This window comes from Nostoc sp. 'Peltigera membranacea cyanobiont' 210A, from assembly GCF_002246015.1.
Lineage (GTDB): Bacteria > Cyanobacteriota > Cyanobacteriia > Cyanobacteriales > Nostocaceae > Nostoc.
This window is the reverse complement of the sequence record NZ_NOLJ01000010.1, coordinates 43,846-61,031: the sequence shown is the minus strand read 5'-3', so window position 1 is coordinate 61,031 and position 17,186 is coordinate 43,846. Positions and strand designations below refer to the sequence as shown.

The 17,186-nt window shown below is 41.8% G+C and carries 18 protein-coding genes and 1 tRNA gene; 9 read left to right on the top strand and 10 right to left on the bottom strand.

All coding sequences use genetic code 11. The features are described from left to right. Positions 1-163: 163 nt before the first annotated feature. Positions 164-445 (bottom strand): 4a-hydroxytetrahydrobiopterin dehydratase, encoded by a 282-nt coding sequence (locus CDG76_RS28085; RefSeq protein ID WP_094352151.1) that lies wholly within the window; start codon positions 443-445, stop codon positions 164-166. Between the two features lie 781 nt (positions 446-1,226). Next, complete coding sequence (psbD, locus tag CDG76_RS28080; RefSeq protein WP_012409998.1) at positions 1,227-2,282, bottom strand: photosystem II D2 protein (photosystem q(a) protein); 1,056 nt, start codon at positions 2,280-2,282, stop codon at positions 1,227-1,229. Positions 2,283-2,638: 356 nt separating this feature from the next. Here psbD and CDG76_RS28075 point away from each other — a divergent pair, with 356 nt between their 5' ends. The 8 genes from CDG76_RS28075 (at position 2,639) to CDG76_RS28040 (ending at position 7,586) form a co-directional block, all read left to right on the top strand. After that, complete coding sequence (locus CDG76_RS28075) at positions 2,639-2,911, top strand: hypothetical protein (protein WP_012410874.1); 273 nt, start codon at positions 2,639-2,641, stop codon at positions 2,909-2,911. Between the two features lie 13 nt (positions 2,912-2,924). Next, a complete protein-coding gene (locus CDG76_RS28070; RefSeq protein WP_094352150.1) occupies positions 2,925-3,602 on the top strand; it encodes an ABC transporter ATP-binding protein in 678 nt (225 codons plus the stop codon). Between the two features lie 292 nt (positions 3,603-3,894). Continuing rightward, positions 3,895-4,446, top strand: coding sequence for an NYN domain-containing protein (locus CDG76_RS28065; protein WP_094352149.1), 552 nt, complete (start codon positions 3,895-3,897; stop codon positions 4,444-4,446). A gap of 145 nt (positions 4,447-4,591) precedes the next feature. Beyond that, positions 4,592-4,663: transfer RNA gene (locus tag CDG76_RS28060), tRNA-Asn, on the top strand. A gap of 10 nt (positions 4,664-4,673) precedes the next feature. Continuing rightward, positions 4,674-5,876, top strand: coding sequence for an aminotransferase class V-fold PLP-dependent enzyme (locus CDG76_RS28055; protein ID WP_223265425.1), 1,203 nt, complete (start codon positions 4,674-4,676; stop codon positions 5,874-5,876). 118 nt (positions 5,877-5,994) lie between these two features. Then, positions 5,995-6,174 carry a hypothetical protein gene (locus CDG76_RS28050; protein WP_094352147.1) on the top strand — a complete coding sequence of 60 codons (180 nt, stop codon included), beginning with the start codon at positions 5,995-5,997 and terminating at the stop codon, positions 6,172-6,174. A 16-nt stretch (positions 6,175-6,190) separates the two neighbouring features. Beyond that, complete coding sequence (locus CDG76_RS28045) at positions 6,191-7,225, top strand: methyltransferase (protein WP_094352146.1); 1,035 nt, start codon at positions 6,191-6,193, stop codon at positions 7,223-7,225. A gap of 4 nt (positions 7,226-7,229) precedes the next feature. Beyond that, positions 7,230-7,586: a hypothetical protein gene (locus CDG76_RS28040; protein WP_094352145.1), complete on the top strand. Its 357-nt coding sequence runs from the start codon at positions 7,230-7,232 to the stop codon at positions 7,584-7,586. A 227-nt stretch (positions 7,587-7,813) separates the two neighbouring features. Here the strand turns inward: CDG76_RS28040 and CDG76_RS28035 are convergent, their stop codons facing one another. After that, the gene (locus CDG76_RS28035) at positions 7,814-8,653 is read right to left on the bottom strand and encodes a M56 family metallopeptidase (protein ID WP_094352302.1); all 840 of its coding nucleotides are present in this window, start codon (positions 8,651-8,653) and stop codon (positions 7,814-7,816) included. Between the two features lie 373 nt (positions 8,654-9,026). Between CDG76_RS28035 and CDG76_RS28030 the strand changes: the two genes are divergently transcribed. Then, on the top strand, positions 9,027-9,761 hold the full coding sequence (locus CDG76_RS28030) for a 2-phosphosulfolactate phosphatase family protein (RefSeq protein ID WP_094352144.1): 735 nt from the start codon (positions 9,027-9,029) through the stop codon (positions 9,759-9,761). A 31-nt stretch (positions 9,762-9,792) separates the two neighbouring features. On the opposite strand, the gene rfbD is transcribed toward CDG76_RS28030, so the two are convergent. The 7 genes from rfbD to CDG76_RS27995 form a co-directional block, all read right to left on the bottom strand. Continuing rightward, entirely contained in the window at positions 9,793-10,713 is a 921-nt protein-coding gene (gene rfbD / locus CDG76_RS28025) for a dTDP-4-dehydrorhamnose reductase (protein WP_094352143.1), read from the bottom strand. A 292-nt stretch (positions 10,714-11,005) separates the two neighbouring features. Then, positions 11,006-11,551, bottom strand: a complete 546-nt coding sequence (rfbC, locus tag CDG76_RS28020; protein ID WP_094352142.1) for a dTDP-4-dehydrorhamnose 3,5-epimerase — start codon at positions 11,549-11,551, stop codon at positions 11,006-11,008. A gap of 117 nt (positions 11,552-11,668) precedes the next feature. Then, positions 11,669-12,745 carry a glucose-1-phosphate thymidylyltransferase gene (locus CDG76_RS28015; RefSeq protein ID WP_094352141.1) on the bottom strand — a complete coding sequence of 359 codons (1,077 nt, stop codon included), beginning with the start codon at positions 12,743-12,745 and terminating at the stop codon, positions 11,669-11,671. A 97-nt stretch (positions 12,746-12,842) separates the two neighbouring features. Further along, entirely contained in the window at positions 12,843-13,916 is a 1,074-nt protein-coding gene (locus tag CDG76_RS28010; RefSeq protein WP_094352301.1) for a glycosyltransferase family 4 protein, read from the bottom strand. Next, the gene (locus CDG76_RS28005) at positions 13,913-14,761 is read right to left on the bottom strand and encodes a glycosyltransferase (protein ID WP_094352140.1); all 849 of its coding nucleotides are present in this window, start codon (positions 14,759-14,761) and stop codon (positions 13,913-13,915) included. Before CDG76_RS28005 ends, CDG76_RS28010 begins: the two co-directional genes overlap by 4 nt. Positions 14,762-15,100: 339 nt before the next feature. Then, positions 15,101-16,072, bottom strand: coding sequence for a GDP-mannose 4,6-dehydratase (locus CDG76_RS28000; protein WP_094352139.1), 972 nt, complete (start codon positions 16,070-16,072; stop codon positions 15,101-15,103). 188 nt (positions 16,073-16,260) lie between these two features. Continuing rightward, positions 16,261-17,178 carry a glycosyltransferase family 2 protein gene (locus tag CDG76_RS27995; RefSeq protein WP_190241004.1) on the bottom strand — a complete coding sequence of 306 codons (918 nt, stop codon included), beginning with the start codon at positions 17,176-17,178 and terminating at the stop codon, positions 16,261-16,263. Positions 17,179-17,186: the final 8 nt, after the last annotated feature.

Below are 17,186 nucleotides of genomic sequence, written 5' to 3'. Positions count from 1 at the left end.
ATTGCTGAAAGCTTTAGACACTTAGCAGTTTGCCATCAAAAATCCTTCTTCCACTTACCCCTACTATAAATCTTACGCCAGTTAGAACACACTGGCTCGGCTATATAAACCGTATATCGTAGTGACTTTCTGTAGTCTGGCACAAGATGTTAGAAGAAATCAGTTAGTCGATCTGTGAAATCACCCGTGCTACATCAAAGTCTGGCTGGGTCAATCCGCCTGCATCATGTGTTGTAAGTGTAATCTTCACTTTATTGTAGGAAATCTCTATATCTGGATGATGTCCGGCTGATTCAGCCGGCTCAACTAGTTTATTGACAAACTCAATTGCTCCAATAAAATCTTTAAATGTGCGGGTAATTTGCAACTTGGAGTCTTTAACAGTCCAATCTGACAAAACCTTTGCCTGTTTTTGAATTTCCGCTTCGGTGAGTAGTTGTGTCATATCAAGAAATTCCTACTTATATATTTGTTACAACATTTTGCATCTGACAAAGGCAAATCCCTTTTATTCTCCACACAGAAAATATAGGAGGATAAATTAAGCCACAATGCGTATGTCTAGATTTAAATCAGACTTGGCAGATAGACGCTGTTTCTCACATTTGGTCATACTCCAAGCTTTAATACAAGATATTTATTCTTATTTAATAAAACTTAAATAGCTTGCCTTTATCGCGGCAGCCATCGCTATCTATTTTTTAAAAGTAACCATTGATAAAACAAAAATCACCTATAAAAAACTATCCGCCCTGATTCAGATCGGACGATCTAAGTCAGAGCGGTCTAGCGGGTCTTCAGGTTGCAACCAGACTGCCGGAAGGAACTCCGAGCTTGCCTAGCTACTTGAGCTAACTTAGTATCTCAAAGATAACTAAGGCTAACTTTTAGAGAACAGCCCCGGCGCGCAGCCGGCTAACTGCAACCTGATGACCCATGCATTTACTACTTTCTATCATGGGCATCACCTCCTTATTGCCTAAGCGGTCTTAGTTTTAAAAGGGCAGAGAATTAACTCTGGGTTTATAACCTTCATCTAACATAACACATAAATTTAGAGATATTAACCAATATATAAAAAATCTCCCACCTTTTTGATAGGAGATTACTGGAGAATAGTGAAAATTGACACTTTATTGGCTGATTACAAGGAGATTATTTTATCTGGGTGTGTCAATTTTTGCCAACCACAACCCGAATTCAGGTCATGTGCCAAATTTGAATTCTTAGAGAGCGTTACCGCGAGGTAGAACTTCTTCAGGGAATACAAATTGTTCGTGGGGTTGATCTTGAGGAGCCATCCAAGCGCGGATACCCTCGTTCAGCAAAATGTTTTTGGTATAGAAGGTTTCAAACTCAGGGTCTTCCGCCGCCCGTAATTCTTGGGAAACGAAATCATAAGCCCGCAGGTTGAGCGCTAAACCGACGATGCCGACGGCGCTCATCCACAAGCCTGTGACTGGCACGAACAACATAAAGAAGTGCAACCAGCGCTTGTTAGAGAAAGCAATCCCGAAAATCTGTGACCAGAAACGGTTTGCTGTCACCATTGAGTAGGTTTCTTCAGACTGGGTAGGATTGAAGGCGCGGAAGGTGTTAGCACCATCACCGTCTTCAAACAAGGTATTTTCTACTGTCGCACCATGAATGGCGCACAATAAAGCACCACCCAATACACCCGCAACACCCATCATGTGGAAGGGGTTGAGTGTCCAGTTGTGGAACCCTTGCAGGAATAGTAGGAACCGGAAAATTGCCGCCACCCCAAAGCTGGGTGCAAAGAACCAGCTTGATTGTCCCAAGGGGTACATCAGGAATACGCTGACGAATACTGCAATGGGAGCTGAGAAGGCGAGAGCGTTGTAAGGACGTATCCCTACTAGACGCGCAATTTCAAATTGCCGCAACATGAAGCCAATCAAACCGAAGGCTCCGTGTAGGGCAACGAATGGCCACAAACCACCCAATTGAAACCAACGGGTGAGGTCGCCTTGGGCTTCTGGGCCCCACAACAGCAATAGGGAATGTCCCATGCTGTCGGCGGGGGTGGATACTGCCACTGTTAGGAAGTTAGCACCTTCTAAGTAGGAGGAGGCTAATCCGTGGGTGTACCAAGAGGTGACGAAGGTGGTGCCGGTCAGCCAACCGCCTAGTGCTAGGAAGGCGCAGGGGAATAATAGTATCCCTGACCAACCTACGAATACGAAGCGATCGCGCTTGAGCCAGTCGTCGAGAACGTCAAACCACCCTCTACTGGGGGCGCGTCCAACTGCGATGGTCATTAGAGCAAATCTCCAAATGTTTATAAGTACAGGTTGTATCTAGTATTATAGACGGCTATATAAATGCCTATCTATAAGCAGAAAGTTAACCGGGTTGTTAACCAAGTTTACAATTTTTTACACACCTTTAATCATATTAGGTGTAAATCGCTAATTTTTCTAGGGGTTTTGTCATAAAAATTAATTTTTGATTCAGACGAGGTAGATAAAGCAGGGAAGCAAGAGGCGAAAGAGGTAATTTGAATTCTCCCCCTTGCTCCCTGCACCCTGCCCCTCTGCCTCTTCCAATGCCCATTTCCCTAGAATCAGTCAGCTGACGCTAAAATGAGTCCACAGTTAAATTTGATTATTGCTAAATGTTTACCATCGATTTAAGCATCAGAAACACTGCTTTCCCAATCTCAGTACAACGTAAGTCAGCAGAGGATGCTGAGGCTGTCTATCAGCTAATTTTGGCAGCAATCCGTTCTGGGAACCCTGACATTGTAGAACTCAAGTGCGAAGGCAAGACAGAGAAAAAAATTGCTGTCCGCGCTAGTGAAATTTCTGGGGTGCAGATTGTTCAGAAAGATGGTACAACCCCTGGTGGCGGCAGACCACCTGGCTTTTTTGCTGTAGCTGCTGAGTAACCAAGGTTGACAAATGGCTCAAGTGGGCATTGAGGTCAAGGATTTAAATTTCAGTTGGCCTAATGGAGAGAAGGTTATCAAATCTTGCTCTTTAGAAGTACCCAAGGGTGAGTTTTGGATGCTCTTGGGTACAAATGGCAGTGGAAAATCTACTTTACTGAGACTGCTGGCGGGGTTATTAGCTCCTGAATCTGGCGAAATTCGGGTTTTGCAACCCGTTGGCTTTGTCTTCCAAAATCCGGATCATCAACTGGTGATGCCAACGGTTGGTGCTGATGTGGCTTTTGGATTGGTGGAAGAAAAGTTGCCACCTGCTGCTACCAGAGCCAGGGTTGAGGAGGCGTTAGGAGCGGTGAATTTGCTTACTTTGCAACGACGCCCTATCTATGCACTTTCTGGGGGACAAAAACAGCGAGTCGCGATCGCAGGTGCGATCGCCCGTCGCTGTGAAGTTCTATTATTAGATGAACCCACTGCTTTACTAGATCCAGATAGCCAGTTGGATTTAGTTGCTGGTGTCCGCCGCCTTGTCAAAAGTCGAGGTATTACAGCCCTTTGGGTGACACATCGATTAGATGAGCTAAATTATTGTGACGGCGCTTTCTTGCTAGAAAAAGGCTCTTTGGTTGATAGTGGTGAAGCTGAACGTCTCAAACAACGTCTGATGGAGGTACACAGCGAAGCCTCTTAATTCAGTGCTGAGTAATGAGTGCTGAGTAATGAGTGCTGAGTAATGAGTAACGAGTGCTGAGTGAATAAGTAAAATTCATTGTACTTAGCACTTCTGAATACTACTGAAAAAGAATTGCAACGCGCCTTTTAAACAAAGGCGCGTTTTAAGTTGGTGCGTCTATCTGAGGTTTGAGTTTTGTGAGGCTGCCGTATTTTTTATTCTGTGTAGCATAGTGTTACAGACTATGCATCAATTATTATAAAACTTATGAATGAATTTTGTTAACTCTAGAAAATTGTGATTAAAAACCATGCCCCGTTCCTTACTCCAAGCCGTTTTGTTAGTGGACGGCTACAATATCATAGGCGCTTGGCCTTGCCTTAAAAAAACGCGTGATAGCGTTGGACTAGAGGCTGCACGGGGCGAACTTGTGGAAGCGATGACTGGTTATAGTGCGTTTCAAGGTTACACAACTCAGATAGTTTTTGATGCTCAATATCAGAATAGCTCTAGTAATAAAGAAATTATTACTGAGCTTTTATCTGTTTATTACACTGATTTTGGGCAAACAGCAGATACTTATATTGAAAAATCCTGCGCTTCTTTTCGCCACCAAATAGCCCAATCTTTGATTTCGCGTGTGATTGTTGCTACATCAGATCGGGCACAGCAGTTGATGATCCAAGGATATGGGGCTGAATGGTTGTCAGCACAGCAACTCTGTGGGGAAGTGGAAACCACTGTTTGCCGAATGCGACAAAAGTATCATACGCGCAAACAATCTAAGAGTCGGTTTTTAGCTAATGCCATTGATGCTAAGGCGCGGCAGCGTCTGGCTGAATTACGAATGGGATTACAGTAGATATTTAGTATCTCAGAGTCTCTGCTTAAGTTCTTGAATCGATTTTGGCTGCAAAAATTCTCTAAATTAAGTTTCTAAAAAAAAATATTGGCGAAAGTACTTGCCAAATACTATTTTTAGCCCTAAGATTATAAATCGTGAGTGGTCCTCAGTAGCTCAGTGGTAGAGCGATCGACTGTTAATCGATTGGTCGCTGGTTCGAATCCAGCCTGGGGAGTTTATCAATTTTGGATTCTAGATTATCCATCAGAGACTTATGGTCGCTTGACTCGACTGTGACGTTTCTGAATCATGGGTCTTTTGGTGCTTGTCCTAAACAAGTGCTGGAGTTTCAACAACGTTTGCGATCGCAGCTCGAAAAGGAACCCTTACGCTTTTTTGGTAGGGAATGGGAACCCCTGCTAGACGATGCCAGAAGTAAGTTGGCGGCGTTTATAGGTGCTGATGTCCAGGATTTGGTATTTGTCCCCAATGCAACGACTGGCGTTAATTCGGTGTTAAGGTCGCTGACGTTTTCACCAGAGGACGAAATACTTACAACCAACCACGAATATAATGCTTGCCGTAATGCACTTGATTTTATCGCCAGTCGTACTGGCGCGCGGGTGGTGGTGGCAAAAGTTCCTTTCCCTATTGACTCGCCACAGCAAGTAGTGGCAGCAGTAATTGAGCGAGTTTCACCAAAAACACGATTAGCACTTTTGGATCATATTACCAGCCAGACAGGGTTAATCTTCCCGATTCAAGAGTTGGCGAAGGAGTTGCAACAACGGGGTGTAGATACATTGGTAGATGGGGCACATGCGCCTGGAATGATTCCCCTCGATTTGCGAGAGATGGGCGCAACTTATTACACAGGGAATTGTCATAAATGGCTGTGTGCGCCAAAAGGGGCAGCATTTTTGTATGTGCGACGAGATAAACAGTCAGAAATTCGTCCTCTGACAATTAGCCACGGCACAAATTCGCCACGCACTGATAAAAGCCGCTTTCAGTTGGAATTTGACTGGACAGGTACAGACGATCCTACAGCTTATATGTGTGTACCGGAAGCGATGTCTAACGACAAGCCACTTCGTGTCTACGCTTTTATGGGTTCCTTGCTACCTGGCGGGTGGAAAGAATTGAGACAGCAAAATCATCAACTAGTGTTGCAGGGAAGACAGCTACTTTGTGAAGCGCTGGGAGTGCAGCCGCTTTGTCCAGAGGAGATGATTGGTTCAATGGCAGTTGTGCCAATGCCTACGACTTTGGAAAACCGCGATTTCATGTCTGTACACGATGAGTTGTTTGATAAGTTTGGTATTCAAGTGCAGGTGATGCCGTGGCTAGAACAACCTCGGCTGTTGGTAAGGATTTCGGCGCAGATTTACAATACTTTAGAGCAGTATGAGTATTTGGCAAAGGTATTAAAGGGATTGTACTGTTAATCTAGTTTAGGAAACTGGCGATCGCATCAAGTGTCTGTTTTGCACTTTTAGCAGTATTGGCGTATTTGCCAAATAAAAAATATTTTTATCAGATACCACGTTTAAGGCAAGAGACGCGATGAATCGCCGTCTCTACAAAAGACCGATTTGTAGAGACGGCGATTTATCGCGTCTTTTTGTCGGTCGTAAAGATGAATTACACGCGATCGCATCTCGGATGAAGGGCGATCAGCCTACAAGTATCAATTCAGATATGATTGAGTTGTGGTTGTGTACCCCCACAAATCCAGAACTTTGAAAAGAATTTACAGAATATGAGTTCACTCGAACCAAGCATAAGTACTGAAGTCCCTGCATCCGATGTTATGCTTCAGATGATTTCTGGATTTTGGGTATCACGAGCAATCCACGCTGCTGCTAAACTTGGTATTGCTGACTACCTCAAGGAACAGCCAAAGACGCTAGAGGAACTAGCTGCAATCACTAATACTCACGTCCCATCATTGTACAGATTACTGCGTGCCCTTGCCAGTGTGGGTATATTTGTTGAAGATGAGCATCATCGATTTGGCTTAACACCCTTGGGTGCTACGTTACAAACGGATGTTCCTGGTTCTTTGCGTTTTTTTGCCATTTCCGAACTGGGACAAGCGCACTACTTAGGCTGGGATAACCTACTACATAGCATCAAAACTGGCGAGATTGCGTTTGACCACATCGCTGGAATGAGTGTTTGGGATCATTACCTTAAAAACTCTGAAGCTGGCAAGTTGTTTAATCGGGCAATGACAAGTCTAACAGCTTCAGTTTTGGAAGCAATTATTTGCAGTTATGACTTTTCAGCATTCAACACCATTGTTGATGTGGGAGGAGGTCAGGGCAGTTTGGTGACTACCATCCTTAAAGCTTATCCGACTGTTAAAGGAATTATCTTTGATATACCAACGGTGATAGAAGAAGCAAAATCTTGCCTGCAAGCACAAGGTTTTACAGACCAATGTACGGTAGTGTCGGGGAACTTCTTTGAGTCAATAACAGCAGGTGGTGATGCTTACCTTCTCAAGCACATCATTCATGACTGGGATGAGGAAAAAGCGATCGCTATTCTCAAAAACTGTCATCAGGCAATGTCACAGCATGGTAAACTCCTGCTGTTTGAGACAGTAATTCCTCCTGGGAATGTATCTTCTTTTAGCAAGTTGTTTGACCTCAATATGCTAGTTATGACTGGTGGACGCGAACGCACAGAGGAGGAATATCAAGTGTTACTGCTTCATGCTGGCTTCCAACTTACCCAAGTTATTCCAACCTCGTCACCAATTAGCGTTATTGAGGCGCTAAAAATTTAAAGGATTGGCTGTAAATTTAGCTCAACAAATTATCGAAGCTGCACGGCGATTACCCCGCAAAGTATACTTGCCTAATCCAGATGCCGATAAATTAGCTGAAGATCCATTTCCCGCCCTGCAAACTTGGTTAACAGAAATAGAACGCAACAACTCCGGTAAGCAATTTCTCTTTTGTTTGGATGAATATGAAGGACTGGGTGAGGTAGTGGAAGCCCCCCACCCAGCAAGACAAAGGTGTTATCGGCAAACTAACGCGAAAAGATATTTCGACTCAAGAAGGCAATGCTTTTCAAGTGCCTTTAGTACAAAAATATATAGAACAGTTGCTAGAAGAAGAATAAGCGTAATTCCTAATTCGTAATTACCGCTTGTTAATTTGTTCTGATCGCGATATTTGTTACAAACACTACGATTTTCGTTACAAACACTACGTTTTCATTACCAACGCTACGATTTTCGTTACCAACACTACGATTTCTGTTACAAACAATCTAATTTTTGTTACAAACACTACGTTTTGGTTACAAACATCATAATTCTCGTTACAAACATCACGATTTCGTGCTGTAGTAGCTTGCTAAGTTCAACTTAACTATGAAATATCACACTCAGTAAAGGCAGGAACGCCAGCAAAAAGCCATGCCAGGATTGCAATTGAGCATCTGGGGTTGCTTCTGGTGGTGCTAATAAAGCTTCTACTCTTTGTTCTAAACGATCTGCACCAGAAGAACCTAATGCAGCACAGCAAATTTCCGATAAGACGGGGCCGCTACTAACTACTAATAAAAGTGATTCCGCTAACACCAGAGGGTCTACCTGCAATGCTGCATAACCATCGGCACGGAGTTCGCGCAAAGCTAACAATTCTTCCCACAAAGGCTCTGTATTCGGCAACCATGCAGTGCAAGAACGCACCCAACCCAGCCAAAAAAACCAGAACGTATCCCTATAATAGTGATGCCCTTGCTCATGGGCTAAGACGCTTTCTAAATGAGCAGGTGAGAGAGTTTGCACTAATCCTTGGCTAACCACTAGCTCTGGTTGCCAAAAACCAATTTGACCTGCAAACAACGCGCCCGTTTGCAGCAGTCTGGCTCGTCTATCGCCAACATTCACCAAAGGGCAGTTACGCGCAGATTCTACAGATTGCCAACCCTGGAAGGCAAGTTTAATGCATGAAATGGCAAAAAATGCCAAATAAATTAATGCTAGTAAATAGCTAATTGAGCCTGTATACATCCCGCCCATTTGTCCTTGAGGCCCCATGAACAGCACAGCGATCGCAGTCATGAATATTAGCAAGGGCGGGAAGAGAAACAAAAATAGCGATCGCTGCCATCGCAGATTCCAATTGCCTTGGGGTTGATTCCCAGCGGATCTTAACCACCAGGCAACTGCCAAAGCATTCAAAATCATTATTAGATGCATCATTGTTCCTCCCTCTTCCTTGTCTACCTTGTCTCTTCTCCATGCCCAATCCCTAATAAATACTCAAAAAGCGCATTTTATGCTGTTAGACTTTTAGACTTGCTGCACTATCTTGTAATCTAAAACAAGAACAGACCTTCTAAATGGGGAAAAAGTTACAGTTATAAGGCTACAGCCCAAAGGGACAAATATTTACTCATTCCCTGCTCCCCCTGCCTCCTTTGCTCCCCTGCTCCCATCTATGTATTGAATGAGATACATTTTGTATTTTGATGATAAAAATTTTCCTAGAGCAATTGTGACTATAGTTAGTGACACCAACTAGGTAGAATGTTATTTACGGCAGTAGTATTAAAACAGGTGTATCCAGCCCGTGAAGTTATTCGTATACCACACTCCTGAATTGACTCCAACGGATAAAGCGCCAGAATGTGCGATCGCAGTCGATGTCTTGCGAGCCACTAGCACAATAGCGACTGTCTTGGCATCTGGAGGCGAAGCTGTACAAGTATTCAGCGATTTAGATCGGTTAATTGAAGTTAGCGAAAAATGGCCCCCTGAAAAACGTCTGCGGGCTGGAGAACGCGGCGGCGCGAAAGTCACTGGCTTTGAGTTGGGAAACTCTCCCCTCGACTGCACGCCAGAATTAGTGCAAGGGCGACGTTTGTTTATCAGTACCACAAATGGCACTCGTGCTTTACAACGGGTACAAGATTCTCCAAATGTATTAGCAGCAGCCTTAATTAACCGGGCGGCGGTGGTGCAATTTCTTTTAGATAAGCAACCAGAGACAGTGTGGATTGTCGGTTCTGGCTGGGAAGGCAGTTATTCCTTAGAGGATACAGTTTGTGCGGGTGCGATCGCTCATAGTATTTTGCAGCAAACCAAGTTGTCACCTGAAGAACTCGCTGGGAATGATGAAGTAATTAGTGCGATCGCTCTTTACTCTCAATGGCAAGATAACTTATTAGGATTACTTCACCAAGCTAGTCACGGCCAACGATTGTTGCGTCTTGACTGCCATGAAGATTTAAAATATTGTTCCCAAACTGATATTTTAGATGTCTTGCCTATACAACATGAAACGGGAGTTTTGAAAAGGGGATAGCGACTGGGGACTAGGGACTAGTGACTGGGGATTAAGGAAGAGTTTTCCCAATCCCCAATCCCCAATCCCCAGTACCCAATACCCAATCTTGAAGCATTTGCCGCAGTCTTTGTCGCCAATGGGGGGGATAAGTTCCTAGAATTGCCGCAATTTTTCCACAAGCAAGGACGGAATAAGCAGGGCGACGGGCTGGTGTCGGATATTCGGCGGTTGTAATGGGGACAATCCGTTCAACTTTCAAAGGGAAGCCTAGTTGTTGGGCTTCTTCAAAAATGGCGACGGCAAAATCATACCAGCTAGCAACGCCGCTATTAGTGTAGTGATAAGTGCCGCTAATTTCTGGGGTTAACTGGGGAATCATCTGCGCTATAACTGCCGCTATATCTTGCGCCAAAGTCGGGCTACCAATTTGATCGGCGACAACACGGAGTTCTTGGCGTTCTGCACCTAGTCGCAGCATGGTTTTGACAAAGTTACTTTTGCCAAAGGTTCCATAAACCCAAGCTGTGCGGAGAATGAGATGATGGGCGCAATTTTCCCGAATAGCTTCTTCTCCAGCGAGTTTGGTTTTACCATAAACACTCAAGGGATTAGTCGCATCAGTTTCTTGGTAAGGGCTACAGCCATTGCCATCAAAAACGTAATCAGTCGAAATATGAATTAAAAAAGCTCCTAACTTTTGGCTTTCTTGGGCAAGAATTAAGGGTGCAGCCGCATTAATAGCGGTAGCAAGTTCGGGTTCGCTTTCGGCTTTATCTACAGCAGTGTAAGCAGCAGCGTTAATGATGATTTGCGGCTGCTTGGATCTGATAACGTTGCGGAGGGTATCGGGTTGGGCAAGGTCTACTGTTGGGCGTGCTACTGAGATAATATCGTCATAAGATGAGAGTATTTGTTGTAGTTCCTTTCCCACTTGACCGTTGCTACCAATCAGCAAAATTGATTTAGTCATTTGTCATTTGTCATTTGTCCAAGAGAAGCCATGCCCACTCTTTAACGTGGTTTGAATTAGTCCGATGAAAGACAAAGTTTTTCCGTCCACCATAAAAGTAAGCTTAGGGTATCACAAGAGACGGGGTATGTACTAATGACCAATGACCAGTAGACCTCTTGCAAAAGTCGCTAACAACCCCAACCCCTCCCCGCAAGCAGGGAGGGGAGACAAAGCGTAGCTTTGGCGGGGTGGGGTTCTTTCTTATTTTTGATTTATGCAAGAGGTCTAATGACCAATGATCAATGACTACTTAATCAAATACTTCAGCAGTTCTGAAAGATTTACCAGCTTGGTCTTTAGCTGATAAAATTGGTGGCGCACTTAAGGGCCAATCTATCGCTAAATCTGGATCGTTCCATAGAATTGTACGATCTCTTTGGGGCGCGTAATAATCTGTAGTTTTGTAGAGAACTTCAGCTACTTCTGAAAGCACGAGGAAGCCATGAGCAAAGCCTGGTGGTATCCACAGTAGGCGTTTGTTCTCAGAACTGAGTTCATAACCCACCCATTTACCGAAGGTAGGAGAGCTTTTTCTAATGTCTACGGCTACGTCAAAAATAGTCCCGACAACAGCACGAATGAGTTTACCTTGGGGTTGTTGGATTTGGTAGTGCAGCCCACGCAGAACGTTTTGTTTGGAACAAGAGTGGTTATCTTGGACAAAGTTCGTAATAATACCTGTTTTTTGAGCAAAACTTTGGTGGTTGTAGGCTTCAAAAAAGAAACCCCGATCGTCTGCAAATACTTGGGGTTCAATTTGTAGAACTTCAGAAATTTTGGTATGTAAAATGCTCATTAATATTATTTATAGGATGTGCTGCGTGTTCTGATTGTTAGATGAATTTCGCATTTATATTTTACATGCACTATGTTCCAACTTTGACGATGGTTTGTCCTATTTTTAACTAGTAAATCAGGTTAATTCAATTTGACAGTCATCGCCAATTAGAAATCGCAAGGCTTTGGGGCGGCGGGGTGCAAGAGTCAGTTGCGCCCGTTGTCCAATGACACTATCAATAATGCGCTGATGAATTCCGGCGATTTTAGCACCTTCTAAAATCACACTATGTTCTAAATCAGTATCAATGAGTGTGGCATTATTAGCAATACTACTATAAGGGCCAATAAAGCAGTTTTCTAAATGGCAATTGTTACCAATGATCACTGGCCCTCGAATTGTGCAGTTAATTACTTTAGATTTTGCACCGATTTGGACTCGCCCAATAATCTGACTTTGGGGATCAATTTCGCCCATAACTGATGCCGTCAGGTAAGTATCGAGAATCAATCGGTTAGCTTCTAATAAGTCATCTTTTTTACCAGTATCTAACCACCAACCTTGGAGATTGTGGGCTACAACTTGCTTTTTCTGATTAATGAGGTATTGAATAGCATCAGTAATTTCTAGTTCGCCTCTGGCGGAAGGTTGGATATTTGCGATCGCATCAAAAATAAGGTGAGAAAAGAAATAAACTCCTACCAATGCCAAATTGGAAGGAGGAACTTTGGGTTTCTCAATTAATTGTAATACCCGTCCTGTTTCATCCACCTGAGCCACGCCAAAGGCGCTAGGGTTGGTAACCGAACGTAAGAGAATCAGAGCATCTGGCAGTTGTTGGCTAAATTGTTGCAGAAAGTAACGTAACTCACCTAGTTGAATGAGGTTATCACCCAAGTACATGACAAAGGGAGAATCACCTAAAAAGGAATGGGCGATTTGAACGGCGTGAGCAAGTCCAAGTGGGTGATCTTGTACGATATAGGTGATGTTTGCTCCAAAGTATTCTCCATTTCCAGTTTTTCCTTGGACTTCTGCCCCAGTTTCCGGGCTGATGATGATGCCAATATCAGTAATACCAGCAGCGACCATTTCTTCGATGCCATACCATAAAACAGGTTTATTAGCAACTGGTACAAGTTGTTTTGCTCCGCTGTAGGTGAGGGGACGTAGACGTGTACCTTTACCGCCAGAGAGAATTAGTGCTTTCATAAAGATTTCGGATTAATTCACAGTCATTAGTCAAGATAATCTGAAACTTCGACAAAATCCCAAATCTTGGCATCCAATTCTGGTGTTAGTGTATCTTTTATAAGTAACGGGATAAAACTTCGGCGGTTGCTTTTCCTGTTTTTTCCCAACTGAATTGTTGGGAGTGAGTGATACCTTGGCTAGAAAGGCGCGATCGCAATACCGAATCAGTTGCAACAGCCTGCATCACCTCTGTAATTTCTGCTGTGTTGTAGGGATCGATCAGAATCGCCGCATCGCCAGCCACCTCTGGTAAGGAGGAAAGATTGGAAGTAATAACGGGAGTACCACAAGCCATTGCTTCGAGGACAGGTAAACCAAAACCCTCCCAAAGACTGGGGAAAACAAGTGCGATCGCTTGATTGATGATTTTTGGTAATTCGCTGTAGGGAGCGTAGTCAAGGAACTTTACCTGATTAGTTACACCCAATTCTGCAACTTGCGTTTCTAAAGTAGGAGTATAGCGCAAATCAATTGGCCCTACTAACCATAGTTCGTAGTCTTTGCAGTTAGGTAACGCCGCAAAAGCACTAATGAGTCGCTGGATATTTTTGTATGGATCTTGGCGACCAATGTAGAGAAAGTAGTTGCTGGTGGGGAGGTTGAGAGGACGGAAATGAGTGTGATCGTGGGCGAGGGGGATGGAAGTAATTTTGCTGGCGGGAATTTGGTAAAAATCGGTGATGTCTTTTGCTGTAGTCTGGGAGATGCAAATAATGTGTTGTGCTTGCTTAAGAACTTGCGGAGTGTAGTAGTGGTGATAGGGTGTGAGTGGTGAGAAGCGTTTGCCAAAGCGCAACGGTATCATGTCAAAAGATGTGACGACAAAACGACAGTTGCTATAAAGGGGTGCTTCCGGTAGCGGTGAGAATAAGAGACTCGATTTGAGGTTTTTATATATTTGTGGTAATTGAAATTGTGTCCAAAGCAAGCGGCGAATATGACCTTTTGTCCCTTGATCAGGTGTTAAGTTTCCAGGTACTGAATAGCAAGTAAAATTGGCAACTGTCCGTGAAATCAATAATGTCGGATTCAGTGAATGAAGGTAAGGAAACAAATTATTAGTGTAGGTTGTTATGCCTGTAGGTTTAGTGCTGGCAACAGACAAATTAACTATGGTTTGATGGCTCAAAATCGTAGCGATCGCCTCCAATAGAGTAATACGCCAGAAATTTTACCAAATGCAACTTGAGGTTTGATAGCAATTAAAACAAATGCATAACAAAGAAGCTTTGCTAATCTGAGTATCTGTATAGTTGAATCTGTATATTTTTCTAAAGTTAATAAATAGCTGTAAGTACTGTGTTTCATTTTTATAAACATATTTCTATTAGTAATTGAGGATATTTGATGTATCACACTAAACTGCTTGGTTACTACTATCAAATGTCCTTGGTTTGCATTATATCTACAAAAATCAAAATCTTCGTAGTAGAGAAAATAAGCGGGATCAAACAAAGGACAGGCAGAAAATTTACGAAGATTTATTATTAAGCTACAGCCTGAAACCCAGTCACAAGTTGCATAAGCAGTATCTATATTTGTTAGCAAGTCTTGATTCAGAATTGCACCAGTTTTAGAAATAAATCTACCACCTGCAAACCAAACTTCACCTACTGGTGTATAAATAATCGTACCAACAATTGAAACTTCTGGATGTAACTCAAAAAATGGCTTAATTTTATCTAAAGTATTTTCTATTAAATAGGTATCTGGATTGATGAGCCAAACATACGCTTGGGGATCTTGAATGTAGATCCATTTTAAGCCTAAATTACAAGCACAACCAAAGCCTAAATTAGCCCCAGCATCAAAAATTAATAAAGATTCAGTTTTAATATTATCAATAGAATTATCATCAGGTGAGTTATTAATAATAATTACTTTGTAGTCAAAGTAGTTCGTTTTCTGTATAGAATTGATTAATTTCAAGATTAAATCTGTAGAATAATAATTAACGATTAAAAAATAAATCACTGGGTTTAATTTTTTTATATCAAATAAAACTTTAAGAATCCAAATTCGCAGGGCTATTCCTTCAGAACCGTATCTGTTTAGCCAACTTTGGTAACAAAGCTTGAGAATACCAAAACCAAAGTCTAATCGTTGATCATCAAAGGTATCAGATCATCTTAAGTCTAATTTATTCCGAAACCAGACATAAAATCTACTTGCCAAATATCATCTTGGTCTGAATCTGAAAAGGTGATCGCTATGATTTTAGAGTCTACAACACAGTATTGCAAATTCAGTTCAAAATTGTAATAATTTTTGCGTAAGTCCTAATTAAGAACAATTTTTATTAGACAAAACCGATCACGTGGTCTTTGAACTTAGTTCCTTCAAATCATGATCTAGCATTAATTCAACCAATTGCTCAAAAGAGTATTGTGGACACCAACCTATATTTTTTTTAATTTTCTCAATGTTGCCGACTAACTGCATAGGTTCATTTGGTCGATAAAAGGTAGGGTCTACAATAACATAATCTTGCCAATTCAATCCGACAAATTTAAAAGCACACTCTACTAAGTCTTGCACAGAGTAAGTTTGACCGCTAGCAATAATATAGTCATCTGGTTGCTCTTGCTGCAACATCAACCACATGGCGTATACAGCATCTTTGGCATAACACCAGTCACGACGTGCATCTAAGTTACCTAATTTCAATTCGTTGCTTAAAGCAAGTTTGATTGCGGCTACAGAGCGTGTAATTTTTCTAAATACAAATTCTGTACCGCGTCTGGGAGATTCATGGGTGTAAGTTAATCCACAGCACGCATAAAGGTTATATTGTTGGCGATAATTAATAGTCATCCAGTGAGCATAGGCTTTCGCAACACCATAGGGGTTGCGGGGACGAAAAGCGGTGTGTTCGTTTTGGGGTGATTCATTAGGTTGACCAAACACTTCGCTACTAGAGGCTTGATAAAATTTTGCATCAGGCTTACATCGTCGAACCGATTCCAACAGACGGGAAACTCCTAGTGCAGTGTATTCAGCAGTCAGAGCTGGTTGTGTCCAAGATAAAGGAACGTAGCTTTGGGATGCAAGGTTATAAATTTCATCTGGTTGAGCTTGTGTGATGACATCCATCAAAGATGATTGATCTAACAAGTCGCCCGATAGTATCTCAATGTTACCGCCAAGATGGGTGATGCGCTCTAAATTACTTGAACTGGAGCGGCGAACTAAACCAAAAACTTGATAGTCTTGCGCCAGGAGAAGTTCAGCTAAGTAAGAACCATCTTGCCCAGTTATCCCTGTAATTAATGCTCGCTTTACCATAGATTTTGACCTTGCCCTGTCTTTAAATGTTAATTAGACAACTATGGAATATATAAATGCTAAATTTCCATAATAGAAAAATTTAGTATTTTACTAACAAAAAAATTATATTTATTAAAAATAGTTGAGATTAGCCAAACCTATAGTTTTGTTGAGCTTTTAAATACCAAATTCAGCAATCTAAACCTTCAAGACATGATTGCCTTTTTTATATATGTTGATAACAATCTTAAATCATCAGGTTTTCTAGCTGGTAAAGCTTTTAGTAAAGTATTTACCAGTCGATACAGCAAATTACCTTTTATCAACAAACGGGTAGATAACGGAACTTTATGATATACAGGTTCATTGAGAACTTTAAGCCAGATTTTATATATATCATCCCATCCACGTCCCACAATAAAATTTTGATTAGTCGCTTGCTTGTCATGAATGCGAAACCTTGCAAGTTTTTCGTTAATAAAACCTATGTCATAACAAGAAATGATTCTTAGCCACATCTCCCAATCTACAAGCTGTGCTAAATTACAATCAAAATTACCTATCTTATCTAAAATTTCTTTTCTAATCAGAACATTTGTTGGTTCCCCTATTTTATTTACTGGGTCTTTTACAAGCACTCTTCTTTTGAGCAATGAACTTCCTTTTTGAATCGGTTGTAAATTTCCCCAAAATTCATGTAGTATATCTACGCCGAAAGGTACTTTCATTCCATCATTTACTATCAATTCTCTGGGTGTAAATACCATTCCTATCTCTGGTTTACTTTCTGCCAAAGTCACCATTTTTTCCACACACTTGCTATCTAAAATATCATCTTGAAATAGAAATTTGATATATTTACCACTTGCTCTAGACAAACAAAAGTTCCAATTTTGAACCAATCCAAGTCTTTCATGACTATAAATTTTAATGTCAAAGTTTTTCTGATTATGAATTTTTAATTCTTCAATTATTAAAAGGGAATCATCATCAGATTTATCATCAGAAATAATTATTTCAATAGAAGAATAGCTTTGGTTAAAAGCACTAATTAATGCCTCTTCTAAAAATCTTTCTCCGTTATATATTGGTATACAAACAGTCACAAGAGGAGCGTTACTCATATTAAACC